The sequence below is a fragment of the Streptosporangiales bacterium genome, assembly GCA_009379955.1.
Classification (GTDB): Bacteria; Actinomycetota; Actinomycetes; order Streptosporangiales; family WHST01; genus WHST01.
Genome location: WHST01000017.1, coordinates 20,766 through 43,817 on the forward strand (window position 1 = coordinate 20,766; position 23,052 = coordinate 43,817).

General features: G+C 72.5%; 24 protein-coding genes. 22 read left to right on the top strand and 2 right to left on the bottom strand.

Features of this window, described 5'->3' with window-relative positions:
• From map to GEV10_07610, 11 genes are all read left to right on the top strand, one after another.
• Window positions 1–879: a type I methionyl aminopeptidase gene (gene map, locus GEV10_07560; GenBank protein ID MQA78320.1), complete on the top strand. Its 879-nt coding sequence runs from the start codon at window positions 1–3 to the stop codon at window positions 877–879.
• Window positions 869–1,384 carry a DUF1707 domain-containing protein gene (locus tag GEV10_07565; GenBank protein ID MQA78321.1) on the top strand — a complete coding sequence of 172 codons (516 nt, stop codon included), beginning with the start codon at window positions 869–871 and terminating at the stop codon, window positions 1,382–1,384. Before map ends, GEV10_07565 begins: the two co-directional genes overlap by 11 nt.
• 237 nt (window positions 1,385–1,621) lie before the next feature.
• On the top strand, window positions 1,622–1,843 hold the full coding sequence (gene infA / locus GEV10_07570; protein ID MQA78322.1) for a translation initiation factor IF-1: 222 nt from the start codon (window positions 1,622–1,624) through the stop codon (window positions 1,841–1,843).
• Window positions 1,844–1,853: 10 nt separating this feature from the next.
• Entirely contained in the window at window positions 1,854–1,967 is a 114-nt protein-coding gene (gene rpmJ / locus GEV10_07575; protein MQA78323.1) for a 50S ribosomal protein L36, read from the top strand.
• A gap of 136 nt (window positions 1,968–2,103) precedes the next feature.
• Window positions 2,104–2,484: a 30S ribosomal protein S13 gene (gene rpsM / locus GEV10_07580; protein MQA78324.1), complete on the top strand. Its 381-nt coding sequence runs from the start codon at window positions 2,104–2,106 to the stop codon at window positions 2,482–2,484.
• Between the two features lie 65 nt (window positions 2,485–2,549).
• Window positions 2,550–2,954 (top strand): 30S ribosomal protein S11, encoded by a 405-nt coding sequence (gene rpsK / locus GEV10_07585; protein ID MQA78325.1) that lies wholly within the window; start codon window positions 2,550–2,552, stop codon window positions 2,952–2,954.
• 15 nt (window positions 2,955–2,969) lie between these two features.
• A complete protein-coding gene (gene rpsD, locus GEV10_07590) occupies window positions 2,970–3,596 on the top strand; it encodes a 30S ribosomal protein S4 (protein ID MQA78326.1) in 627 nt (208 codons plus the stop codon).
• 70 nt (window positions 3,597–3,666) lie between these two features.
• Complete coding sequence (locus GEV10_07595) at window positions 3,667–4,695, top strand: DNA-directed RNA polymerase subunit alpha (protein MQA78327.1); 1,029 nt, start codon at window positions 3,667–3,669, stop codon at window positions 4,693–4,695.
• Window positions 4,696–4,710: 15 nt separating this feature from the next.
• The gene (rplQ, locus tag GEV10_07600; protein ID MQA78328.1) at window positions 4,711–5,292 is read left to right on the top strand and encodes a 50S ribosomal protein L17; all 582 of its coding nucleotides are present in this window, start codon (window positions 4,711–4,713) and stop codon (window positions 5,290–5,292) included.
• Entirely contained in the window at window positions 5,289–6,143 is an 855-nt protein-coding gene (gene truA / locus GEV10_07605; protein ID MQA78329.1) for a tRNA pseudouridine(38-40) synthase TruA, read from the top strand. The genes rplQ and truA overlap by 4 nt, the downstream gene beginning before the upstream one ends.
• A gap of 76 nt (window positions 6,144–6,219) precedes the next feature.
• Entirely contained in the window at window positions 6,220–7,452 is a 1,233-nt protein-coding gene (locus GEV10_07610; GenBank protein MQA78330.1) for an MFS transporter, read from the top strand.
• Here GEV10_07610 and GEV10_07615 read toward each other — a convergent pair.
• On the bottom strand, window positions 7,409–8,494 hold the full coding sequence (locus GEV10_07615) for a hypothetical protein (GenBank protein MQA78331.1): 1,086 nt from the start codon (window positions 8,492–8,494) through the stop codon (window positions 7,409–7,411). The genes GEV10_07610 and GEV10_07615 overlap by 44 nt on opposite strands.
• Before the next feature lie 258 nt (window positions 8,495–8,752).
• Here GEV10_07615 and rplM point away from each other — a divergent pair, with 258 nt between their 5' ends.
• From rplM to GEV10_07630, 3 genes are read left to right on the top strand one after another with little or no spacing between them, the layout of a single operon-like run.
• Window positions 8,753–9,196 carry a 50S ribosomal protein L13 gene (gene rplM, locus GEV10_07620; protein ID MQA78332.1) on the top strand — a complete coding sequence of 148 codons (444 nt, stop codon included), beginning with the start codon at window positions 8,753–8,755 and terminating at the stop codon, window positions 9,194–9,196.
• A 41-nt stretch (window positions 9,197–9,237) separates the two neighbouring features.
• Complete coding sequence (gene rpsI, locus GEV10_07625) at window positions 9,238–9,711, top strand: 30S ribosomal protein S9 (protein MQA78333.1); 474 nt, start codon at window positions 9,238–9,240, stop codon at window positions 9,709–9,711.
• A gap of 15 nt (window positions 9,712–9,726) precedes the next feature.
• Window positions 9,727–11,085, top strand: coding sequence for a phosphoglucosamine mutase (locus tag GEV10_07630; GenBank protein MQA78334.1), 1,359 nt, complete (start codon window positions 9,727–9,729; stop codon window positions 11,083–11,085).
• Here the strand turns inward: GEV10_07630 and GEV10_07635 are convergent.
• The gene (locus GEV10_07635; GenBank protein MQA78335.1) at window positions 11,075–12,046 is read right to left on the bottom strand and encodes a DUF389 domain-containing protein; all 972 of its coding nucleotides are present in this window, start codon (window positions 12,044–12,046) and stop codon (window positions 11,075–11,077) included. The genes GEV10_07630 and GEV10_07635 overlap by 11 nt on opposite strands.
• Window positions 12,047–12,110: 64 nt before the next feature.
• On the opposite strand from GEV10_07635, the gene glmS reads away from it, so the two are divergent.
• From glmS to tsaE, 8 genes are all read left to right on the top strand, one after another.
• A complete protein-coding gene (glmS, locus tag GEV10_07640) occupies window positions 12,111–13,961 on the top strand; it encodes a glutamine--fructose-6-phosphate transaminase (isomerizing) (GenBank protein ID MQA78336.1) in 1,851 nt (616 codons plus the stop codon).
• A gap of 125 nt (window positions 13,962–14,086) precedes the next feature.
• Window positions 14,087–16,084: a PQQ-binding-like beta-propeller repeat protein gene (locus tag GEV10_07645; protein MQA78337.1), complete on the top strand. Its 1,998-nt coding sequence runs from the start codon at window positions 14,087–14,089 to the stop codon at window positions 16,082–16,084.
• Between the two features lie 117 nt (window positions 16,085–16,201).
• Entirely contained in the window at window positions 16,202–17,968 is a 1,767-nt protein-coding gene (locus GEV10_07650) for a PQQ-binding-like beta-propeller repeat protein (GenBank protein ID MQA78338.1), read from the top strand.
• Between the two features lie 39 nt (window positions 17,969–18,007).
• Window positions 18,008–18,358, top strand: a complete 351-nt coding sequence (locus GEV10_07655; GenBank protein MQA78339.1) for a holo-ACP synthase — start codon at window positions 18,008–18,010, stop codon at window positions 18,356–18,358.
• Between the two features lie 16 nt (window positions 18,359–18,374).
• Window positions 18,375–19,868, top strand: coding sequence for an NAD(P)H-hydrate dehydratase (locus GEV10_07660; protein MQA78340.1), 1,494 nt, complete (start codon window positions 18,375–18,377; stop codon window positions 19,866–19,868).
• A gap of 13 nt (window positions 19,869–19,881) precedes the next feature.
• The gene (locus GEV10_07665; protein ID MQA78341.1) at window positions 19,882–21,033 is read left to right on the top strand and encodes an alanine racemase; all 1,152 of its coding nucleotides are present in this window, start codon (window positions 19,882–19,884) and stop codon (window positions 21,031–21,033) included.
• Entirely contained in the window at window positions 21,030–22,094 is a 1,065-nt protein-coding gene (locus GEV10_07670) for an alpha/beta fold hydrolase (protein ID MQA78342.1), read from the top strand. The genes GEV10_07665 and GEV10_07670 overlap by 4 nt, the downstream gene beginning before the upstream one ends.
• Complete coding sequence (tsaE, locus tag GEV10_07675; GenBank protein ID MQA78343.1) at window positions 22,094–23,017, top strand: tRNA (adenosine(37)-N6)-threonylcarbamoyltransferase complex ATPase subunit type 1 TsaE; 924 nt, start codon at window positions 22,094–22,096, stop codon at window positions 23,015–23,017. The genes GEV10_07670 and tsaE overlap by 1 nt, the downstream gene beginning before the upstream one ends.
• Window positions 23,018–23,052 lie beyond the last annotated feature (35 nt).

Genomic DNA, 23,052 nt, shown 5'->3' on the forward strand with positions numbered 1-23,052 from the left:
ATGGTGGAGATGAAGTCCGAGGCCGAGATCGCGCACATGCGCGAGGCCGGCCTGGTGGTGGCCCGCACGCTTCGTACCGTGTCCGCCGCCGTGGCACCGGGCGTGACGACCGGCGAGCTCGACGAGATCGCCGAGGAGTCGATCCGCGCCGCAGGCGCGGTGCCGAGCTTCCTCGGCTACCAGGGCTTCCCCGCCTGCATCTGCACGTCGGTGAACGACGAGGTCGTGCACGGCATCCCGAGCACGGAGCGGGTGCTCCGCGACGGCGACGTCGTCTCGATCGACTGTGGCGCGATCATCGACGGGTGGCACGGCGACGCTGCCGTCACCGTCGCGGTCGGTGAGGTGTCCGGCGAGCTGCAGACTCTGATGGAGACGACCGAGACCTCGCTGTGGCGCGGCCTCGCCGTCGCGCGTCCCGGCGGGCGGCTGGTCGACATCGGCAGGGCCGTCGAGGACACCGTCCGCGCGGCGGGGACGTACGGCATCCCGCGTGAGTACGGGGGTCACGGTATCGGCACCGCGATGCACCAGGAGCCCTTCGTCGCCAACTACGCCACCCGCAGGGGCGGGGCGTCGCGGCGCCTCGAGCCGGGGCTGGTCCTCGCCGTGGAGCCGATGGTGACGCTGGGCACGCACCGGTCCCGGGTGCTCGACGACGAGTGGACCGTGGTCACCAGGGACGGCTCGTACGCCGCGCACTTCGAGCACACGGTCGCGGTCACGGAGCGCGGGCCGTGGGTGCTCACCGCGTTCGACGGCGGCCGGCAGCTCCTCGGCGACGCATACGGCGGTCCGGCGGAGGCCGACGCAGGCAACGACGTGGACAACGCCACCGCGGGCGCGTCCCCAGGGCTGGCAGGTGATGATGTCCGATAACCACCCGGAGCTGCGTTGTGCCGACTCCGACCGCGAGCGCGTGGCCGAGGAGCTTCGCGAGCACTACGCGGACGGCCGGCTCACCCTCGAGGAGTTCCACGAGCGGTCCGACGCGGCGTACGCCGCCAAGACGTTCGGCGAGCTCGTCCCGCTGACCGGTGACCTGCCCGCGCGCGTACCGAGCACGGCCGAGGCCAAGCCGGCGAAGCGGGAGGTGCTCGACGCGGACGCCCGCAAGCGGCTCGCCGCCATGTGGGGTCCGTGGGCGTCGGTGTCCGTCATCTGCTTCGCCATCTGGCTCTTCTCGATGCTGGCGAGCGGGATGCAGTGGATCTACCCCTGGCCGCTCTGGGTCGCCGGACCGTGGGGCATCATGCTGCTCGCCGGCACGCTCGGCGGCGCCAGGTCGCAGCAGCGCCACGTGGAGCAGCGGCGGCAGCGCCTGGAGCGGCGCCGCGGTGGCAGCGACGACCCGCACGGGCGCTACCCCCACCGCGAGCTCTAGGGCCGTCGCGGCGGGCCGCGGACGGGCCTGTCCGCGCGCTATGCTGGACGTTGGTGCGCCCCCGGGTAGGGCCCGCTGAGCGGGTCATCGACCGGTGGCGTAAACTTGTCTGTCGTGCCCCGGCGCCACCCGGCGCGTCGCCTCTGGCGGTGCGGGTGGCTGTCCACACCGGGGCGTCCAGGCAGTCACCCACCGACGATCCGCCCGAACCGACGAGCCGTTGTGAGACGGGAGAGAATGCCCAAGAAGGAAGGTGTCATCGAGGTCGAGGGCACCGTCGTCGAGTCTCTTCCCAACGCCACGTTCCGGGTCGAGCTCGAGAACGGGCACAAGGTGCTCGCGCACATCAGCGGCAAGATGCGGATGCACTACATCCGGATCCTGCCCGACGACCGCGTCGTCGTCGAGCTCAGCCCCTACGACCTGTCTCGCGGTCGGATCGTGTTCCGCTACCGATGAGAGCCACGCCATGAAGGTCCAACCGAGCGTCAAGAAGATCTGCGACAAGTGCAAGGTGATCCGGCGTCACGGCCGCATCATGGTGATCTGCGAGAACCCCCGCCACAAGCAGCGGCAGGGTTGAGGCAGCAGACAACGTACGCGTGCCGCACCTCCGACCACCTGGTCGGAGCACCCCCGGACGGAGGCCGGGGCCACGCCCACCACGGGCGGGGATGCGGCGCGGAGGACCTCCGGAACGGCAAGGAGTAGCCACCCAGATGGCACGTCTCGTCGGCGTCGACCTCCCGCGTGACAAGCGGGTCGAGGTCGCGCTCACCTACATCTTCGGCATGGGGCGCACCCGTGCGCAGCAGACCATCGCCGGCACCGGCGTCGATCCCAACCGCCGCGTCCACCAGCTCGGTGACGAGGAGCTCGTCAAGCTGCGCGACTGGATCGAGGACCACTACCAGATCGAGGGTGACCTGCGGCGCGAGGTCGCAGCGGACATCCGCCGCAAGGTCGAGATCGGGTGCTACCAGGGCATCCGGCACCGCCGCGGCCTGCCGGTCCACGGCCAGCGCACCCACACCAACGCGCGCACCCGCAAGGGTCGCCGCAAGACCGTCGCCGGCAAGAAGAAGGCGACCAAGAAGTAGTCGGCTGGACGGATTTCGCAGCCGGACAGCTCTGACCGACGACCTCCCGAGGAGAAGCAGGCAGCATGCCGCCGAAGACTCGTACCGGCGCCGCCAAGAAGGTGCGCCGCAAGGAAAGAAAGAACGTCGCCCACGGGCACGCTCACATCAAGAGCACGTTCAACAACACCGTCATCTCGATCACCGACCCGGTGGGCAACGTGATCGCCTGGTCGAGCTCCGGCCAGGTGGGCTTCAAGGGTTCGCGCAAGTCGACCCCGTTCGCCGCGCAGCTCGCGGCGGAGGCCGCCGCGCGGCGTGCGATGGAGCACGGCATGCGCAAGGTCGACGTCTACGTCCGCGGCCCGGGCTCCGGACGCGAGACCGCGATCCGTTCGCTGTCCGCCGTCGGACTCGAGGTCGGCTCGATCCAGGACGTCACCCCGAGCCCGCACAACGGTTGCCGTCCGCCGAAGCGCCGGCGAGTCTGAGGAGAGCACGGACGAATGGCCCGTTACACCGGCGCGGACTGCAAGCGTTGCCGCCGCGAGAAGATGAAGCTGTTCCTCAAGGGCAGCAAGTGCGAGTCCGCGAAGTGCCCGTTCGAGAGCCGGCCATACCCGCCGGGTGAGCACGGTCGCGGACGCACCAAGGAGACCGAGTACCTGCTGCAGAAGCGCGAGAAGCAGAAGTGCGCGCGCATCTACGGCGTGCTCGAGCGCCAGTTCCGCGGCTACTACGAAGAGGCGAGCGGTCGGCAGGGCAGGACGGGCGACAACCTCCTGCAGATCCTGGAGAGCCGGCTCGACAACGTCGTGTTCCGCGCCGGGTTCGCCAAGAGCCGTGACATGGCGCGGCAGGTCGTCACCCACGGCCACATCACCGTCAACGGCCGCAAGGTCGACATCCCCTCCGCCCGCGTGAAGCCGACCGACATCGTCGAGGTGCGACACAAGTCGCTCGAGATGACGCCGTTCGTCGTGGCGCGGGCCGAGGCCGGCGAGCGGCGGGTTCCTGCCTGGCTCGAGGTCCGGCCGGACCGCATGCGGGTGCTCGTGCACGCGCTCCCGGGCCGGCAGGTCATCGACACCCAGGTGCAGGAGCAGCTGATCGTCGAGCTGTACTCCAAGTAGGCACAGCCTCGCTCCGGCGAGGCACCATCGCGACCGTCAAATAGCGGACGTCGCGGAAAGGAATCCGACAGTGCTCATTGCCCAGCGTCCCCTTCTGTCCGACGAGCAGCTCGACGAGTACCGCTCGAGGTTCGTCATCGAGCCGCTCGAGCCGGGCTTCGGCTACACGATCGGCAACTCGCTTCGCCGCACGCTGCTCTCCTCGATCCCCGGTGCCGCGGTCACCAGCATCCGCATCGAGGGCGTGCTGCACGAGTTCTCGACGATCCCCGGGGTCAAGGAGGACGTCACCGACCTCATCCTCAACCTCAAGGAGCTCGTGGTCAGCTCCGACCACGACGAGCCCGTCACGATGTACCTGCGCAAGCAGGGTGCCGGCGAGGTCACCGCGGCCGACATCACCCCGCCCGCGGGTGTCGAGGTGCACAACCCCGACCTGCACATCGCGACGCTCAACGCCAAGGCGAAGCTCGAGGTCGAGCTGACCGTCGAGCGCGGCCGCGGCTACGTCTCGGCCGCGCAGAACAAGCGTGCGGACGCCGAGATCGGCCGCATCCCCGTCGACTCGATCTACTCGCCGGTGCTCAAGGTGACCTACAAGGTCGAGGCCACCCGTGTCGAGCAGCGCACCGACTTCGACCGGCTGGTCGTCGACGTCGAGACCAAGCCCTGCATGCGCCCTCGCGACGCCGTCGCGAGCGCCGGCAAGACCCTGGTCGAGCTGTTCGGGCTCGCCCGTGAGCTCAACGCCGAGGCCGAGGGCATCGAGGTCGGCCCGTCGCCGGTCGACGCGCAGCTCGCCGCCGACCTGGCCATGCCGGTCGAGGACCTCGACCTCACGGTCCGCTCGTACAACTGCCTCAAGCGCGAGGGCATCCACACCGTGGGCGAGCTGATCGGTCGCAGCGAGGCCGACCTGCTCGACATCCGCAACTTCGGCGCGAAGTCCATCGACGAGGTCAAGGCCAAGCTCGAGGAGCTCGGTCTCGCCCTCAAGGACTCCGCACCCGGGTTCGACCCCAACGCCGTCGTGCGTGACTCGTACGACGACGACACGTACGACGACGACCAGAGCTACGCCGAGACCGAGCAGTTCTGAGAGGAGACGACCCCGATGCCCAGCCCTCCCAGGGGCCCGCGTCTTGGCGGAAGCCCAAGTCATCAGCGGCTGATCCTGGCCAACCTCGCCACCCAGCTCTTCGAGCACGGCCGGATCACGACGACGGTGACCAAGGCCAAGCGGCTGCGGCCGCTCGCGGAGCGTCTGATCTCCAAGGCGAGGCGCGGTGACCTGCACGCACGCCGGCAGGTCGGTCGCGTCATCCGCGACAAGGACGTCGCACACGTGCTGTTCGCGGAGATCGGCCCGCGCTACGTGAACCGTCCCGGCGGCTACACCAGGATCACCAAGATCGGTGCGCGCAAGGGCGACAACGCGCCGCTCGCGGTGATCGAGCTCGTCGAGGAGCTCGTGGAGCGCCAGGCGCCGGCCAAGAAGGCCACGGCGAAGAAGGCGGCCAAGAAGGCCGCCGAGAAGCCCGCGGCCGCCGACACCGACGCCGACGCCGACGAGAAGGACCAGAAGGACGACGCGCCCGACGAGGCGGCAGAGAGCACGGACGACGTCGAGGCGAAGGCAGACGACGCCGACGACAAGGCCGACGACGGTGGGGACGAGGACAAGGACAAGTCCTGAGCCTTCTCTCGGACCCGAACGAGCCCGCCTCCCAGCCCGGAGGCGGGCTCGTGCGCATCCGGCTGGACGTCGCGTACGACGGCACCTCGCTGTCCGGCTGGGCGGCGCAGCCGGGGCGCCGCACCGTGCAGGGGCTGCTCGAGGAGGCGCTCGGCCGGGTGCTGCGCCTCGCGGAGCCGCCCGCACTGACCGTGGCCGGGCGCACCGACGCGGGCGTGCACGCGCGCGGACAGGTCGCCCACGTCGACCTGCCGCCTGACCGCTGGGACGACGGCCGCACCCTGGTCCGGCGACTCGCGGGCGTCCTGCCCGGCGAGGTCCGGGTCCTGGCCGCGTCCGCGGCGCCCGCCGGCTTCGACGCGCGGTTCTCCGCGCTGTCGCGGCGGTACGCGTACCGCCTCTGCGACGACCCCGCGGGCCCCGACCCGCTGCGCCGGTTCGGCACCACCTGGCACCGCCGGCCGCTCGCGGTCGAACCGATGGCGCGGGCGTGCGCGGCGCTGGAGGGCGAGCACGACTTCGCCGCGTTCTGCCGTCGCCGCGAGGGAGCCAGCACCGTCCGCGGGCTGCTCCGCTACGCCTGGCGGCGCGACGAGTCCGGCCTCCTCGTCGCCGACATCGAGGCCGACGCGTTCTGCCACCACATGGTCCGTGCGCTCGTCGGCGCGGCCGTGGCGGTCGGCGAGGGCAGGCGGCCCGTCGACTGGCCGGCCGCGGTGCTCGCCGCCGGCGTCCGCGACTCCGGCGTCACGGTGATGCCGCCGCAGGGCCTCACCCTGGAGGAGGTCCGTTACCCCCCGGACGCCGACCTCACGAGCCGCGCCCGCGTCACCAGGAACCGCCGCGCCTAGTGCCGGGGCCTACACTGGCGCCGGACCTCGGCCGTGCGGGCGGCTCGGCGCCGGGGCCTCGCGATGACGGAGAAGCATGGCCGGATCCCGCCCGCCGAGTCTCTGGGTGCCGTTACGCAACGCCGAGTTCCGCGTCCTCTTCGTGGCCGAGACGCAGTCGGTGGCCGGCGACCAGCTCGCCAAGGTGGCGCTGGCGATCCTCGTCTACGACCGCACCGGCTCGCCGCTGTGGACCGCGATCGTCTACTCGCTGAACTTCGTCCCCGCGCTCCTCGGCGGAATCGGCCTGGCGAGGATCGCCGACATCCTCCCGCGTCGCGAGGTGCTCGCCGTCGCCGCGCTGGCGCAGGGGGCGCTCCTGGTGCTCATGGCCGTGCCCGGGGTCCCGCTCGTCGTGCTGTGCGTGCTGGTCTTCGCGGTGCAGCTCATCGGGTCGGTGTCGCACGCGGCGATGGTGTCGCTCGGGCGGGACGTCTTCGCGGACACGCCGGAGTACCTGCGCAGCCAGGACCTGCGCAGCATGAGCACGAACACGGTCATGCTGTGCGGCCTCGCCGCCGGCGGGCTCCTCGTCACCGTGATCGGGCCGTCCTGGGCCCTGCTGCTCGACGCCGCGACGTTCCTGTTCATGGGCATGTCCGCGTGGGCGTTCCTCGCCCGCCGGCCCGCCGCGCGGACGGTGTCGCCGGAGAAGGGCGAGGGGGCCGTGCGCTGGCTGTTCGGGCGGTCGCGGCCGCGCCTGCTGCTGGCGTTCGCCTGCCTGGTGGGCTTCGCGGTGGTCCCCGAAGGGCTCGCCGCTCCGCTGGCCGACCAGGTCGGGCTCGGCGACCGAGGCGTGGGGCTGCTGCTCGCCGCCGACCCGCTGGGGTTCGTCATCGGCGTCTTCGTGCTGTCGCGGCTGCTGGACGCCGAGCAGCGCAGCCGCGCGCTCGGCCCGCTCGCCGTCGCGTCGGTCGCGCTGCTGGTCGCCTTCTGGCTCCAGCCGCACCCGGTGCTCGCGCTCGCGCTGCTGATGCTGTCGGGGACGGCCGGCGCGTACATCGTCACCGCCAACGCCCTGTTCACGACCATGGTCCCCGACGCGATCCGCGCCTCCGCGATCGGCCTCTACCGGACGGGTCTGCGGGTGGCGCAGGGGATCGGGGTCGGCCTCGGCGGGGTCTTCGCCGAGGCGTCGGGCTCGGTGACCGGGACCGTCGGCGCCATGGCCGCGGCCGGCACGCTGCTCGCGGTGCTGGTCGCGATCGCCTGGGCCCGGGCGTCGGCTAGGGTCGCGCCAGGATCATCCGGAGGGACAGCGGCCGGTTGATCATGTCGGACATGTCGCCCCGGGCGTTGAACATCTTCGCCGACACCGACGAGGGCGACCTGTTGGTGTACGTGACCGCGCTGACGACGACGTAGTGGCCGATCGCGGTCGCGAACTCGGCGAAGTTCTTGCCGCTGAACGTCGCCCCCTTGCCGTTCAACGGGACGAACAGCCGGTTGGCTGTCGGCTTGACGGCGGAGGCGACCCTCTCGCTTGCCTTGATGTCGACCATGTTGGCCAGGCCGATCGTGGTGACGGTCTTGTTCTTGCTGTCGACGTAGGTGCCCATGGCGACCTGGGTGCACTTGCCGGACTTGAGCGCTCTCACCAGCCGGGCGCCGCGCACCGACTTGGCGCAGCTCGAATGCATCTTGGTCGTCTTGCGGACGTACCGGCGACCTTCGTCGGACTTGTACGTCCGGGGGAAGAGCTCGGCGGCGGTGAGCGCCTTCGGGTCCGATGACCGCTTGTTCAGGCGTTCGGTCAGCGGGACGGTGCTGGTCGGGCTCGGCGAGGACGTCGTCGCGGACGGCGTCGGTGTGGGTGACGACGTCGTGGGCGAGGGACTGCTCTGTGTGGCCGTCGGGGTGGGGCTCGGCTTGTCGCGGGACGCGACGACCGCGACGCCGCCCGCGGTGATCCCGCCGAGGACGAGCACACCGACGACGACGAGCACGATGATCAGCGGCATCTTCGAGCCGCCCGGCTTGCCAGGCGGCGGACCGTACGGCGGTCCGGGTGGACCGCCGCCCGGACCGCCGGGACCGCCGGGTGCCGGTCCGAACGGACCCTGCACGCCGCCCAGCGGCGGTGGGCCGCCCTGCGGTCCCTGGGGCATCGGCGGCATCGGCTGGGTGGGCGGGTTCCCGCCAGGGGGAGGCTGTGCCGGCTGGTACGGGCCCGGCGGGCCGTACGGCGGGGGTCCGCCGCCCTGGACGGTCTCCGCGGGGGGCGGCTGGCCGCCCTGCTCCCACGGGTTGGTGCCCCAGTGCCCCGGGGGTTGCCCGGGGCCTGGCCGTGTCGGATCCGTCCCGCCGCTCATGAGGGGCAGCCTACGGGGCGGCCACATGGCGCGGGGGACGTCGCAGACCCAGGTGCTCGCGGGTCGGGCGCAGCGTCACGACGCCGTGCCGAGGGTGAGGGAGCACGCCGCGAGGGCCCGGCGAGGGGGCGTTTTGCCGGGGCCGGGGGGCGCCGGGTATTCTTGCCGGGAGTTACGCCGTGCGATGCGCGGTGTTCGCGTGGCCGACCGCAGGTGCCGGCCCATCCGGATACACGAACCGAAGCAAAGGCCATGCCCGTGCGCACGTACAGCCCGAAGCCCGCCGACACGTCTCGGCAGTGGCATGTGATCGACGCCGACGACGTCGTCCTCGGCCGCCTGGCGAGTCAGACGGCCGTGCTGCTTCGTGGCAAGCACAAGGCGACCTTCGCTCCCCACGTCGACGACGGTGACTTCGTCGTCGTGGTCAACGCGGCCAAGATCGCCCTCACCGGCAACAAGCGCAAGGACAAGCTGGCGTACCGGCACTCCGGCTACCCCGGCGGCCTGCGCAGCATGCCGTACGAGGAGCTGCTGACCAAGCACCCGGAGCGGGCGATCGAGAAGGCGGTACGCGGCATGCTGCCGAAGACCCGTCTCGGCCGCCGGATGCTGAAGAAGCTCAAGGTGTACGCCGGACCCGAGCACCCGCACCGCGCCCAGCAGCCGGTGCCCTTCGAGATCACCCAGGTGGAGCAGTGACAGAACAAGCACAAGAGCAGACCGGCGGGGCCGAGGCCGACGTGGTGCCCGAGGGCGGCGTCTACACCAGCGAGACCCCGGGCGACGCGGCACCGGGCGGTGCGGCGGCGCCCAAGCGCGCGGTCGTGACCGGCTCGGCGATCGCCACCGGCCGCCGCAAGGAGGCCGTCGCCCGTGTCCGGCTGTCACCCGGCACCGGTGAGTGGCGGATCAACGGCCGCCCGCTCGACGTGTACTTCCCCAACAAGGTGCACCAGCAGATCGTGCGCGAGCCGTTCGTCACGCTCGAGGCCGACGGCGCCTTCGACATCGTCGCGCGGCTCCACGGTGGCGGCGTGAGCGGCCAGGCCGGGGCATTGCGTCTCAGCATCGCCCGTGCGTTGATCGACGTCGACAGCGAGCACCGTCCGCCGCTGAAGAAGGTCGGCTTCCTCACCCGCGACCCGAGGGCCAAGGAGCGGCGCAAGTACGGTCTGAAGAAGGCCCGCAAGGCGCCCCAGTACTCCAAGCGCTAGACCGCGTCACCACCCGTGGCCAGTGTTGGTCCCCGGCTGTTCGGCACCGACGGCGTCCGTGGCGTCGCCAACCGTGACCTCACGGCCGAGTTCGTGCTCGACCTCGCGGTGGCGGCCGCCCACGTGCTCGGTGAGGTCGGCGCGTTCGCCGGTCACCGGCCCAAGGCCGTCGTCGGCCGCGACACCCGCGCGTCCGGAGAGTTCCTCGAGGCAGCCGTCGTCGCCGGGCTGGCCAGCGCGGGAGTCGACGTCGTCCGCGTGGGCGTCCTGCCGACGCCGGCGATCGCCTACCTGACCGACCACCTCGGCGCCGACATGGGTGTCGTGCTCTCGGCGAGCCACAACCCGGCGCCCGACAACGGCGTGAAGTTCTTCGCCCGCGGCGGCCTGAAGCTCCCCGATGCCGTCGAGGACGCCGTGGAAGCCCGCCTGGGCGAGGACTGGACGCGACCCGTCGGCCCGGACGTCGGCAGGGTGAGCGGCGGGGAAGGGCTCGACGACACCTACGTGACGCACCTCGTCGAGGCGACGCCGCACCGCCTCGACGGCCTACGCATCGTCGTCGACTGTGCCCACGGCGCCGCCTTCCGGGTGGCGCCCGCCGCGCTCGCCGCGGCCGGCGCCGACCTCGTCACGCTCGGCGTCGAGCCGGACGGCCTGAACATCAACCAGGGATGCGGCTCCACCCACCTCGACACGCTGGCCAAGGCCGTCGTCTCGCACGGCGCCGACGCGGGCGTGGCCTTCGACGGCGACGCCGACAGGTGCCTCGCCGTAACCGGCGACGGCGACGTCGTCGACGGCGACCAGATCATGGCCGTACTCGCCCTGGCCATGCGCGACCGCGGGGAGCTGCGGCACGGCGCCGTCGTCGCCACCGTGATGTCCAACCTCGGCTTCCGCCAGGCGATGGAGGGTGCCGGCCTACGCGTCGTCGAGACCGCGGTCGGTGACCGCTACCTGCTCGAGGCGATGCACGCCGACGGGTACAACCTCGGCGGCGAGCAGTCGGGTCACCTGCTGCTGCTCGATCACGCCACGACGGGTGACGGCGTGCTCGCCGCTCTCCACCTACTCGCCCGGGTGGCGGAGACCGGCCGGCCGCTGCACGACCTGGCGGGCGTCGTCAAGCGGCTGCCCCAGGTGCTCGTCAACGTCGCCGGCGTCGACAAGTCGCGGGTGGAGAGCTCACCGGAGCTGCGCGCGGCCGTGGCGGCCGAGGCGGAGCGCCTCGGCGACGAGGGCCGCGTCCTCCTCCGCCCGAGCGGCACGGAGCCGAAGGTGCGGGTCATGGTCGAGGCGCCCACCGAGGCCGAGGCCGGAGCCGTCGCCGACCGTCTCGCCGACGTCGTCCGCACCCAGCTCACTCTCTGACCCGGCGGGCTTGCCGGGCCCGACGGGCGGTGCGTACGCGCTGCCTGACGCGTGCCCAGAGCACCCGCTGCACGACGAGCGTGACCGCGCCGGCCGCGATGATGCCGGCGAGGTTGACGCCGAGCTGGATCGCCGACAGCGACACCTGGCTCCACACGCCCAGGGCCATGGCCACCGCGATGTTGCCGGCGGCCGGCACGGTGGTCACCGAGATGAAGACCCCCACGAGGGTCGAGGACTTGGCGGACGTCAGCGACAGCACGCCCGCGCAGCCCGCGAGCACCGCCACGATGAACGACCACTTGTCCGGATGCACGACGAACTCGGTGAGCGGGCGGGAGCCGGTCTGGACCACGTCCGGCGTGATCCACCCCCACCAGCGGCTGACCAGCGCGCACACGAACGTCACGAGGATCGCCACGGCGAAGCCGATGACGAGGGTCCTGATCCCCTGCCATGCCCAGCGCGGCTTGCGGCGCAGCAGCGCCACGGAGATCCGCGCGAGCGGCGCGAACTCCGGGCCGAGCACCATCGCGCCGACGATGAGGATCGGGCTGTCGATGACGACCGCGATGCCGGCCAGCTGGGTGGCGATCGCGAGGAAGACGATGTACGACCAGGTCAGGCTGGTGTCGTCCTCGGTCTGGCGCTCGAGGGTGTTCCACAAGACGGCGTCGGATCCCGCGCCCGGCGCGGCGTGCTCGGCGCGCTTCGCGGCCTCGGAGAGCACCACCGTGTCGTCGAGCGCGATGCCGCCGTACCTCTCCACGCCGAGCGCGCGCAGGTCGACCAGCAGGGAGTCGGCCGCCTCGCGGGCGACGTCGCAGACGATGACGTCGCCCGCGGGCCGGACCGACGCGCCCTCGTGCACGGCGATGTGCGCGACGCCGGTGTCGGCCTCGAGCAGGTCGACGACCTCGGCCGTATGGGCGGCGGGGCACATGACCCGGACACTGAGCACGGCAGGATCATCGCAGAACGCCTTCGCCGGACGGGGCGCGACGGCGACACGTACGCTGGTCGCCATGTGCGGAATCGTGGGGTACACGGGCCATCGGTCTGCTCTCGACGTGGTCGTCGGCGGCCTGCGGCGGCTGGAGTACCGCGGGTACGACTCCGCCGGTGTCGCCGTGATCACCGAGGGCAAGCAGCACACCGACAAGCGAGCCGGCAAGCTCAGCGCGCTCACCGACGCGCTCGACGTCACGCCGCTGCCGGAGGGCGCCGTGGCCATCGGGCACACCCGGTGGGCCACCCACGGTGCCCCGACCGACCGCAACGCCCATCCGCACCTCGACTGCACGGGCTCGATCGCGGTCATCCACAACGGCATCATCGAGAACTTCGCGCTCCTGCGCGCCGAGCTCGCCGAGCGCGGCCACGCGCTGGTCTCCGACACCGACACCGAGGTGGTGGCGCACCTGCTGGAGGAGGAGTGCGCGCAGGCGGGCGTCTCGCTCGCCGAGGCGATGCGCCGCTGCTGCCGGCAGCTGTCCGGTGCCTTCACGCTGCTGGCGACGTCCACGGGCGATCCCGACGTCGTGGTGGCGGCACGCCGCAGCTCGCCGCTCGTCGTCGGCGTCGGGGAGGGCGAGCACTTCCTCGCCAGCGACGTCGCCGCGTTCATCGCGCACACGCGCGAGGCGCTGGAGCTCGCCGATGACCGCGTGGTCGAGGTGCGGGCGTCGGACGTGCGGATCACCGACTTCGACGGCAACGCCGCCGAGGGCCGGCCGTTCCACGTCGACTGGGACGCCTCGGCCGCCGAGAAGGGCGGCTACCCGTACTTCATGCTCAAGGAGATCGAGGAGCAGCCACGTGCGGTGGCCGACACCCTCCTCGGCCGGGTCGGGGTCGACGGCCGCCTCACCCTCGACGAGATGCGCATCGCTGACGACGAGCTGCGCGAGGTCGACAAGATCGTCGTGATCGCGTGCGGCACCGCGTACCACGCCGGGCTCATCGCGAAGTACGCCATCGAGCACTGGACCCGGGTGCCGTGCGAGGTCGAGCTGGCGAGCGAGTTCCGGTACCGCGACCCCGTCGTCGACCGCGGCACGCTCGTCATCGCGATCAGCCAGTCGGGCGAGACGATGGACACCCTGATGGCCGTCCGCCACGCCCGCGAGCAGCGGGCGCGCGTGCTCGCGATCTGCAACACGATCGGCTCGACCATCCCGCGCGAGTCCGACGGCGCCCTCTACACCCACGCGGGTCCTGAGGTCGGCGTCGCCGCGACGAAGACGTTCCTCACCCAGCTGGTCGTCTGCTACCTGATCGGGCTCTACCTGGCGCAGGTACGCGGCAACAAGTTCGGCGACGAGATCGACGACGTCATCACCCAGCTCGCGGCGATGCCGGAGACCGTCGAGCGCGTGCTCGGCACGATCGGTCCGGTGCGCGAGCTCGCGCGGGAGCTGCGCGACGCCTCGACGGTGCTGTTCCTCGGCCGGCACGTCGGCTTCCCCGTCGCGATGGAGGGCGCGCTCAAGTTGAAGGAGCTCGCCTACATCCACGCCGAGGCGTTCGCGGCCGGTGAGCTGAAGCACGGTCCGATCGCGCTGATCGAGGACGGCCTGCCCGTCGTCGTCATGGTGCCGCCGCCGCGCGGTCGCAGCACGCTGCACGACAAGATCGTCTCCAACATCCAGGAGATCAGGGCCCGCGGCGCCCGCACCATCGTGCTCGCCGAGGAGGGTGACGACTCGGTGCGTCCCTACGCCGACGTCCTCGTCGAGCTGCCCACCGCGCCGACCCTGCTGCAGCCGCTCGTCTCCACCGTGCCGCTGCAGGTGTTCGCCTGCGAGCTGGCACTGGCGAAGGGCCTCGACGTCGACCAGCCGCGCAACCTCGCCAAGTCCGTCACGGTCGAGTGACGCCAGGCCCTTCACCTACGCTGCGTTATGTCCGCGTCCCTGGTGTCGGGGCCGCCGACTTTGTACTGTCTGACAGACAGAGATGAGCCGGCTCGTCACGGTGACCCTCGGAAGGTGGTGTGGCGGTGTCCGCGGGAGGTGGGTACGGGGGTCGGCCCGACGACCATCCGGACTACGGTCGTGACTACAGCCGACCCGATCCTCGTGACCCCGAGTCCGACCCGTGGCAGCAGGACGACCCGGCCGACCAGTGGGGACAGCAGCCCGAGCAGCCGGGTCAGTGGGCAGGGCAACAGCAGGCTCCCTGGCCGCCGCCGTGGCAGCAGGGCGAGCAGCCCCAGCACCCGCCGCAGCAGCCTCAGCACCCGCAGCAGGGCTACCCACAGCAGCCCACCCCTCAGCAACCCAGCCCTCAGCAACCCCCTCCCCCCCAGCAACCCCCTTCTCAGTACCAGCAGCACCAGCAGTCCTGGCCACCGCCCGCGCCGCAGCAGGGGGACCAGTGGGGCCAGCAGCAGAACCAACAGCAGCAATACCAGGGCCAGCAGCAGTGGGGCGGTCAGCCGCCGCACTCCCGTCCCCAGCAGCCGCAGCAGCAGCCGCAGCACCCACAGCAACCCCACCCGCAGCAACCGCCGGGTGCACCCCAGCAGCACCAGCAGTGGTCGGGCGGGATGCAGGAGCAGCAGTGGGCGGCGCGCCCTCCCGGCTGGGAGGACGGCGCCGCGCCCGGGCAGCCGCAGCCGCCGTGGCAGCAGTGGGCGGGCCCACGGCACGGCGTGCCGTCGCGGTCGCGGTCGCGTGGCGGTGGCGGCAGGAAGCGGCTGCTGCTGGTCGGCGGGGGCGCTCTCGTCCTCGCGCTGGTGGTCGTCCTCGTCGTCGTCCTCGTGGTCCGCGGCACCGGTGACGAGGGCACGTACGAGGTCGCGTGGGAGGTGCCGGCCGCGAAGGGCGACGGCCAGCTCGTCGATGCCTACCTGGCGGGCGACGTCCTCGTCCGGGCGACCACGTCCGGCGTGTCCGGCTACGCCGTCGACGATGGCAAGCGGGCGTGGCAGGCCAAGCCGCCGACCGGCCAGCAGGTGTGCACGATCTCGCCGCCGGCGCCGGGCAACGTCGCGATCGCCGTCACAGGTCCCGCCAAGCAGGGCAGTGACCCGGGCCAGTGCACCGAGGCCGCCGCGATCGACGTGACGAGCGGCAAGGAGCTGTGGCGCAAGCGCCTCGTCGCCGGCACCGACGCCCAGACCCCGACCGCGGCAGCCGCCGCGGTGGTGCAGGGTGTCGCCGTCGTCTCCAACGGGCGCGTCACCGCGTTCGACGTCAACGGCGGCGCGCAACGGTGGACCGTCGGGCCGAAGGACAACGCGAACTGCCATGCCGGCGACCTGATGGCGTCCGACGACGCGCTGGTGGCGTTCGTCGACTGCGCGGGCAAGGCCACGAGCCGGCAGGACGACTCGCTCGTCTCCCTGAGCCCGACCGACGGCGCCGGCGTGTGGACCGCCAAGGTCAAGAACGACAAGGGTGAGGCCGCGCCCAGCGTGGTCAGCGTCTCCCCGACCGTGATCCGCGTCCAGGACGAGAAGGGCACCGCGGCACAGCCGGCGCCGGCGGAGTTCGCCGTTCTCGACGACCAGGGCAAGGTGACCGCCACCTTCGGCGCGGCGGGAGCGGGGGGTGACCTCGACACCACGGACGTCGGCCGGGCGCCTGGCTTCCACGGCAGGTACCCGCTCGCCGTCGTCGGCACCACCCTCGTCGGCCTGGGGCGTGCCGAGAGCGGCTCCCTCTCCCACGCCGTCGGCGTCGACCTGACCGACGGACAGCGCGCCTGGAACAAGAGCCTCGGTGCCGGCGCGAACGGCGCGATGGTGTTCGGTGACGGCGTCTCGAAGAGCAAGGCGACCGTCTACACCGCGGGCTCCGCGGAGGGGCAGACATGGTTCTCGACCGTCGACGCGAAGAGCGGCACGGTGACCAAGAGCGAGGTCGTCACCACGATCTCCGACGGGTCGGCCCTGGGCCAGCGTCTCTACGTCCGCTCGGGGGAGACCCTGCTCGAGGTCGACGTCAGCGCGAAGGGCAACCCGCCGGCGATCAGGGCGTACGCCCCCGCCTGACGACGCGAAGGAACCCGTTGCCGTAGGTCAACCGTCGCACCCGGTACCTTTCTACCGGTGGTCTGCACGAAACCGTCGTGGCGGACCTATGAGCCGTGCGTGCGCAGGAGGCATTTCGTGTCGTCATCTGGAGGCCACTACGGTGGCGGGAACTGGGGTCAGGGCGATGACCCCTGGGGGCAGGGTGGCCAGCCGGCTCCCGACCCGGCGCAAGGGAACCAGCAGCAGCAGCCCTGGGTGCAACCCACCCAGGAGTGGGGCGGCCAGGCGCAGGAGCCGCCGGCCCCCGGCAGCTGGGACGCCGGCCCGCCGAGCAGCCAGGGCTGGGACACCGGCCCACCGCCACAGGGCGACCAGGGCTGGGGTGGCCAGCAGCAGCAGCCCCCTCCGGGTCAGCAGCCCCCTCCGGGTGGATACGCCCCCGGCGGGCAGCCGCAGTGGGGGGCTCCGCCTCCTCCACCGGGTGGTGGTTACGGGCCTCCGCCGCCCAAGCCGCCGGGCGGCTCGAACAAGGGCCTGATCATCGGACTCAGCGCGGGTGGCGGCGTCTTCGTCCTCATCATCATCATCGTCATCATCGTCGTGGCCACGTCGGGCGGGGGCGGGTCGCCCACCGGCGGACCGAGCGGCAGCGCGAACGTCGAGACCCAGCGCAAGCAGTCGTGGTCCGTGCCGGAGCCCGACTCGGAGAAGTCCGCCACCACGCTCAGCGCCTTCCCGTCGAAGGACAACTCCACCCTGGTGCGGATCAGCCAGGCGGGCATCACCGGCTACAACGCCCAGGACGGCAAGGAGAAGTGGACCATCGCCGTCCCCGAGGGCACCGCGCTCTGCGCGGCCTCGCGTGAGGCGCCCGACGACGTCGCCGCGATGGTCTTCGGCGCGGACGAGAAGTGCACGACGGTCGCGGCCGTCGACGTGGTCCAGGGCAAGCAGCTCTGGTCGAACAACTTCAAGGTCAACGACGCGAACTACGCGCCGAGGAACGCCGCGGTGTCCGCCGCCGCCGGCAAGATCTACGTGTCGACCGGCGAGCGGGTGATCAGGTACGACGCCAAGCTGGCGCCGGCCTCGTCCGGTGAGGCGCTGCCGCTGTCCGCGGCGCCGAAGGAGGAAGGCTGCTCGACCGGTGACGTCCGGGCGACCGACAAGGGTGCGCTCGCGACGATGACCTGCGGCTACGGCGAGAAGAGCTACCTGATCGCCCTGACCCCGTCCGACAAGGGCCTGACCTCGGTGTTCACCACGGAGATCAAGTCCGAGAGCAGGCTCTCGAGCTTCGGCATCGTGAGCGCCACCCCGCCGATCATCCACGTCGACAACGCCTCCGACCACGGCGAGCTGCGACTGTTCGACGACAAGGGCGTGCAGACCAAGGTCATCCAGTCCCGCGGCGACGGCGGCGCCATGGCCCTGCGGCCGAGCTTCGGGACGACCGGGTTCAACGACATGCGCGACGACTACCCGGTGCAGGTCGTCGGCACCACCCTGATCGCGATGAAGGACAAGGGGTCCGACTACAAGGCGAAGCCCGCGGTCATCGCCGTCAACCTCACGACCGGCGAGCGGGAGTGGACGAAGGAGATCGACACGCCGGGGGATGGGGTCATGGTGCGTACCGCGGACGCCGCCAAGGTCACCATCCTGACGACGGGTGGCTACGACGCCGACTACACGACGAAGCACCCGCCGCAGCTGTCGACGATCGACCCGGCGAAGAAGGGGGCGACCGCCCCCGGGGACAAGATCGACATCGGCGACGACAGCGCCTCGTCGACCAGCTTCAGCTACAGCGGTCTCTACTCGATGGGGAAATACCTGCTCATGCTGAAGCTCAACAAGTCCGGTGACGGTGCCATGCTCACCGGCTTCGGCCCGAAGTAGCCGCGGAGGCTCCGACGCGCGATCTGCCAAGCTGGGGGCGTGATCGTCGGAGTGGGTGTGGACGTCGTCCCCGTCGAGCGGTTCGCGACGGCGCTGGAGCGGACGCCCGGGCTGGCCGCCCGGGTGTTCACTCCCGCCGAGCGCCAGCTGCCGGTGGCGTCGCTCGCGGCCAGGTTCGCCGCCAAGGAGGCGGTGGCCAAGGCGCTGGGCGTGCCGGCCGGCCTGGAGTGGCATGACTGCGAGGTCGTCGGGGGCGGCGGCGGGCGTCCCGTGCTCGAGGTGCGGGGCACCGTGCAGGACTGGGCGGCCAGGCTCGGCGTCCGCAGCTGGCACCTCTCGCTGAGCCACGACGGCGGCATGGCCGTCGCCATGGTGGTGGCGGAGGCATGAGCGGGCGCGTGGGCGGATGAGACGGGCGCACGTGGTCGACGACGTCCGCGCCGCCGAGCGGGCGCTGATGGCGCGGCTACCGGATGGTGCGCTCATGCAGCGCGCCGCCGCCGGGCTCGCCTCGACGTGCGCGCGCCTGCTGCCCCGCGTGTACGGCTCCCGCGTCGTGCTGCTCGTCGGCAGCGGTGACAACGGCGGCGACGCGCTGTACGCGGGCACGCGGCTCGCCCGGCGCGGTGCGCGGGTCAGCGCCCTGCTCGTCGGGTCGCGCGTGCACGAGCAGGGGATCGCCGCGCTTCGTCGCGCCGGCGGGGCCGTGGTGACGGATCCGGCTGCTCTCGCCGTCCTCGACGACGCCGACCTCGTCGTCGACGGGCTGCTGGGTATCGGCGGGCGCGGCGGGCTCCGCGAGCCGGCGGCGACGGTGGCCGGGCGCGTGGCCGAGACGGGCGCGACCGTGGTGGCGGTCGACCTGCCGAGCGGGGTCGACGCCTCGACCGGTGAGGTCGACGGCGTCGCCGTACGGGCCGACGTCACCGTCACCTTCGGCACCTGGAAGCCCGGCCTGCTCGTCGACCCCGCGGCGACGTACGCGGGCGCGGTCGAGCTCGTCGACATCGGCCTCGCGGACGACCTGCCGGCCGCGGCCGTCGAGGCGCTGCAGGCTGCGGACGTCGCGGCGCTGCTGCCCGCGCCGGCCGGCGAGTCCGACAAGTACCGGCGCGGCGTCGTCGGGGTCGTCGCCGGCAGCGACCGCTTCCCCGGCGCGGCCGTGCTCGCCGTCACCGCCGCGGCCAGGGCCGGAGCCGGCATGGTGCGCTACTCGGGTCCGCGGCGGGTAGCCGACGCCGTGCTCGCCGAACTGCCGTCGACGGTGGTCCACGAGGGCATGCCCGCCGACGCCGGCCGCGTCCAGGCATGGATCGTCGGGCCGGGCGTCGACACCGACGAGATCGCCGCGGAGCGACTCGCCCAGGTGCTCGCGAGCGACGTGCCCGTCCTGGTCGACGCCGACGGCCTCGGCGTCCTCGCCGCCACGCTGGGCGACGGTCCCCTCGACCGGTCGGCGCCCACCCTGCTGACGCCGCACGCCGGCGAGTTCGCAAGGCTCGCCGGCGCCGATCGGGCCGAGGTCGAGGCGCGCCGGCTGACCCACGTACGCGACCTCGCCGACCGGCTGGGGGTCACGGTCCTGCTGAAGGGGTCGACCACCCTCGTCGCCGCCCCCGGCATGCCCGTCCGCGCCAACCCGACGGGCACCCCGTGGCTCGCGACCGGGGGCACCGGCGACGTGCTCTCCGGCCTGTGCGGGGCCTTGCTCGCGCAGGGGCTGTCGCCGCGTGACGCCGGCAGCGTCGGCGCGTACCTGCATGGCCTCGCCGCCCGCCTCGCGGCCGACAGTGTTGACTGCCTCCGGCGGCCTGGCGGCAGTGCTCCGATCTCGGCGGAGCGCCTCGTCCCCGCGATCACCGACGCCTGGCGCTCGCTCTCCGGGGGCCTGGGACAATAGAGCTGTGGACGTCATGGTTCCGGGCGAGGCGAGGATCGACCTCGACGCCGTCAGTTCCAACGTCGCGGCGCTGCGCGAGCACGCCGGCGGCGCCGGGCTGATGGCGGTGGTCAAGGCCGACGGTTACGGGCACGGCATGCTGCCCGTAGCGCGGGCCGCGCTCGCCGGCGGCGCGGGCTGGCTCGGCGTCGCCCTGATCGACGAGGCCCTGGAGCTGCGTGTGGCCGGCGTCTACGCCCCGCTGCTGGCCTGGCTCACGGTTCCCGGTGACAGGTTCGCCGCCGCCGTGGCCGCCGACGTCGACCTCGGTGCGGGTGCGTCCTGGACGCTCGACGAGATCGCGAAGGGCGCTGTGGAGGCCGATCGGCCCGCGCGCGTCCACCTCAAGATCGACACCGGGCTCTCGCGCGGCGGCGCGACGGTCGCCGACTGGCCCGAGCTGGTGCGGTCGGCGCGGCGGCACGAGGCCGACGGCCTCGTCCGGGTGGTCGGCGTGTGGTCGCACCTCGCATGCGCCGACGAGCCGGGACACCCGTCCCTCGACGCCCAGCTCACGGCCTTCCGCGACGCCCTGGCGTATGCGGAGGCGCAGGGACTCCGTCCCGAGGTGCGGCACCTGGCGAACTCGGCGGCGACGCTCACGCTGCCCGGCGCACGGTACGACCTCGTCCGCACGGGCATCGCGGCGTACGGGCTCACCCCGGTGCCGCAGCTCGGCGGGCCGGAACGCTACGGCCTGCGTCCGGCCATGACCCTGCTCGGGCGACTCGCCGTGGTGAAGCGGGTGGCAGGGGGCGCCGCGGTCTCGTACGGACACACCTACCGCACCGAGCGGCCGACCACGCTCGCGCTGGTGCCATTGGGCTACGGCGACGGCGTGCCGCGCGCGGCGTCGAGCCGGGCGGAGGTCCTCGTGGCGGGTCGGCGGCGGCGGATCGCGGGGCGGGTGTGCATGGACCAGTTCGTCGTCGACCTCGGCGACGACGCCGCGGCCGCCGGCGACGAGGCCGTCCTGTTCGGTCCCGGCGACGCCGGGGAGCCGACCGCGCAGGACTGGGCGGAGGTCCTCGACACGATCTCGTATGAGATCGTCACGAGAGTCGGTGCGCGGGTGCCGCGTACGTACGAGGCGCCGCGTGACGGACGGGAGGAGCGGAGGTCGTGAACCGGGGGCCCAAGGTTGCCGGCATCGTGGCCGGCGCGGCGGCCGGAGTGCTCGCCGCCGGTGTCGCGGCGGGCATCGCCGCGGAACGCTATGCCGTCGGACGCTTGCGCCTCGGCCCCGATCCCGAGGCGCGTGAGCCGTTCGGTCGGCTGCGCGGCAGACCGCTGACCGTGCTCGCCGACGACGGTGTGCCGCTGCACGTCGAGATCGACGGAGACGACGACGCCGACGTGACCGTGGTGTTCTGCCACGGGTACGGCCTGCGCTCGGACTGCTGGCACTACCAGCGCCGCTACCTCAGGCACCTCGGCCGGCTGGTGTTCTGGGACCAGCGCAGCCACGGGCGGTCAGGACGCAGCCCCGCCGAGCACTGCACCATCGAGCAGCTCGGGCGCGACCTGCACGCCGTGCTCAACGCCGCCGTGCCCCGCGGACCCGTCGTGCTGATGGGCCACTCCATGGGCGGCATGACGATCATGTCCCTCGCCGAGCGGCAGCCGGACCTGTTCGGCGACCGGATCGTCGGCGTCGGGTTCGTGGCGAGCGCGGCGGATCCCGTCTCGGTCGTGGCCCGCAACCTGCCGGTCAGGCTCGACCGGTTCACCGAGTCGGTGGTGGGCGTGCTCGGCAAGCAGGTCACCTTCGTCGAGGGCGCCCGCAGGCTCGGCAGCGACATCGGCTACCTCCTCGTGCGCAGGTACGCGTTCGGCTCGCGTCGGGTGAGCCCGTCGGTCGCAGCGTTCCAGGAACGCATGGTCAACTCGACGCCGATGGACGTGCTCTCCGCGTTCTACCCGGTCTTCGCCGCCCATGACCTGCGCGACGCGCTCCCGATCATCGACCGGGTCGAGACCCTCGTCGTCGTCGGCGAGGACGACCGGCTGACCCCGGTGTTCCACGCCGAGACGATCGTCGAGGCCCTGCCGGGAGCGGAGTACGTCGTCGTCCCCGGCACGGGGCACATGGTCATGCTGGAGGACCCCGGCATCGTCAACGAGGCCATCGGCCAGCTCGTCGACCGCGCGCTGGTGGCGGTCCGCGCCGGCGGCAAGTCGGCTTGATGCAGCTCGCCGTCACCGAGGCGGGCCCGTCCGACGCTCCCGCGGTGCACCGGGTGATCCACGAGGCGTTCGCCGCGCGTCCCCGGCTCGACCCACCCGCGCCCGCGCTGGCCGAGACCGTCGAGTCCGTCCGCGCGGCGCTGGCGGGGCACGGCGGGCTGCTGTGCACCGTCGACGGCGACCCCGCCGGTGCACTCCTGCTCGACCCCGACGGCCGCGTCATGTGGTTGCGCCGGGTCGCGGTCGAGCCGCGTTACCACAAGCACGGCATCGCGTCCGCGCTCGTCGCCTACGCCGAGGACCTCGCGGCGGCCCGCGGGTTCGCGATCGTCCGGATCGTCGCGCGCGCCGAGCTGCCGGACACGGTCAGGTTCTGGCGGCACCGCGGGTTCCTCGACGAGTCGGCCACCGGCACGTCCCTGGTCCTCGCCCGCCCGCTGCCCGTCGACGTCGAGGTCCCGTCGGCGCACGACATGCGCGCGCTGGGCGTCAGGCTGGCGGCGTTGACCGACCCGGGTGACGTCCTGCTCCTGACCGGTGACCTCGGCGCGGGCAAGACGACCCTGGTGCAGGGCATCGCCGCGGGACTCGACGTCCGCGGCCAGGTGACGTCACCGACGTTCGTCATCGCCCGCGTGCACCGTCCGCGGGGGGAGGGACCAGCGCTCGTGCACGTCGACGCGTACCGGCTCGGCGGCGTCGCGGAGGTCGACGACCTCGACCTCGACGCCGCGCTCGACGAGTCCGTCACCGTGATCGAGTGGGGCGCTGGCCTCGTCGAGGATCTCGCCGACGACCGCCTCGAGGTCGCGATCACCCGGCCGTCGGGCGACGAGAGCGGAGACACACGTCGGGTGCGCGTCGAGGCCGTGGGCGCCCGCTGGCGTGACGCCGAGCTACGCGCCCTCCTGCCGTCCGCGTAAACCGATTGCCTGCCCCACCCGGTGGGGGCTTCACT

What these genes read in the sequence shown, in the direction of transcription:
- map (MQA78320.1), top strand. Translation starts at nt 1, where the DNA reads ATGGTGGAGATGAAGTCCGAGGCCGAGATCGCGCACATGCGCGAGGCC.
- GEV10_07565 (MQA78321.1), top strand. Translation starts at nt 869, where the DNA reads ATGTCCGATAACCACCCGGAGCTGCGTTGTGCCGACTCCGACCGCGAG.
- infA (MQA78322.1), top strand. Translation starts at nt 1,622, where the DNA reads ATGCCCAAGAAGGAAGGTGTCATCGAGGTCGAGGGCACCGTCGTCGAG.
- rpmJ (MQA78323.1), top strand. Translation starts at nt 1,854, where the DNA reads ATGAAGGTCCAACCGAGCGTCAAGAAGATCTGCGACAAGTGCAAGGTG.
- rpsM (MQA78324.1), top strand. Translation starts at nt 2,104, where the DNA reads ATGGCACGTCTCGTCGGCGTCGACCTCCCGCGTGACAAGCGGGTCGAG.
- rpsK (MQA78325.1), top strand. Translation starts at nt 2,550, where the DNA reads ATGCCGCCGAAGACTCGTACCGGCGCCGCCAAGAAGGTGCGCCGCAAG.
- rpsD (MQA78326.1), top strand. Translation starts at nt 2,970, where the DNA reads ATGGCCCGTTACACCGGCGCGGACTGCAAGCGTTGCCGCCGCGAGAAG.
- rplQ (MQA78328.1), top strand. Translation starts at nt 4,711, where the DNA reads ATGCCCAGCCCTCCCAGGGGCCCGCGTCTTGGCGGAAGCCCAAGTCAT.
- GEV10_07610 (MQA78330.1), top strand. Translation starts at nt 6,220, where the DNA reads ATGGCCGGATCCCGCCCGCCGAGTCTCTGGGTGCCGTTACGCAACGCC.
- GEV10_07615 (MQA78331.1), bottom strand. Translation starts at nt 8,494, where the DNA reads ATGAGCGGCGGGACGGATCCGACACGGCCAGGCCCCGGGCAACCCCCG.
- glmS (MQA78336.1), top strand. Translation starts at nt 12,111, where the DNA reads ATGTGCGGAATCGTGGGGTACACGGGCCATCGGTCTGCTCTCGACGTG.
- GEV10_07660 (MQA78340.1), top strand. Translation starts at nt 18,375, where the DNA reads ATGAGACGGGCGCACGTGGTCGACGACGTCCGCGCCGCCGAGCGGGCG.
- GEV10_07665 (MQA78341.1), top strand. Translation starts at nt 19,882, where the DNA reads ATGGTTCCGGGCGAGGCGAGGATCGACCTCGACGCCGTCAGTTCCAAC.
- tsaE (MQA78343.1), top strand. Translation starts at nt 22,094, where the DNA reads ATGCAGCTCGCCGTCACCGAGGCGGGCCCGTCCGACGCTCCCGCGGTG.